Here is a 660-nt window from a genome sequence, read left to right on the forward strand (position 1 = left end):
ATCTGAAAGAGATTAAAGATTTATCGGTGATGGATGGGGATGCGTCTGATTAGCTTGTTGGCGGGGTAACGGCCCACCAAGGCGACGATCAGTAGGGGTTCTGAGAGGAAGGTCCCCCACATTGGAACTGAGACACGGTCCAAACTCCTACGGGAGGCAGCAGTGAGGAATATTGGTCAATGGACGAGAGTCTGAACCAGCCAAGTAGCGTGCAGGAAGACGGCCCTATGGGTTGTAAACTGCTTTTATAAGGGAATAAAGTGAGTCTCGTGAGACTTTTTGCATGTACCTTATGAATAAGGACCGGCTAATTCCGTGCCAGCAGCCGCGGTAATACGGAAGGTCCGGGCGTTATCCGGATTTATTGGGTTTAAAGGGAGCGTAGGCCGGAGATTAAGCGTGTTGTGAAATGTAGACGCTCAACGTCTGCACTGCAGCGCGAACTGGTTTCCTTGAGTACGCACAAAGTGGGCGGAATTCGTGGTGTAGCGGTGAAATGCTTAGATATCACGAAGAACTCCGATTGCGAAGGCAGCTCACTGGAGCGCAACTGACGCTGAAGCTCGAAAGTGCGGGTATCGAACAGGATTAGATACCCTGGTAGTCCGCACGGTAAACGATGGATGCCCGCTGTTGGCCTGAATAGGTCAGCGGCCAAGC

At 51.8% G+C, this 660-nt stretch carries 1 rRNA gene; it reads left to right on the forward strand.

The features are described 5' to 3' along the window. Nucleotides 1-660: ribosomal RNA gene (locus tag D4A39_RS19015) — 16S ribosomal RNA — on the forward strand; the annotation flags it as partial.

Source organism: Alcanivorax profundi, from assembly GCF_003597125.1.
Classification (GTDB): Bacteria; Pseudomonadota; Gammaproteobacteria; order Pseudomonadales; family Alcanivoracaceae; genus Alcanivorax; species Alcanivorax profundi.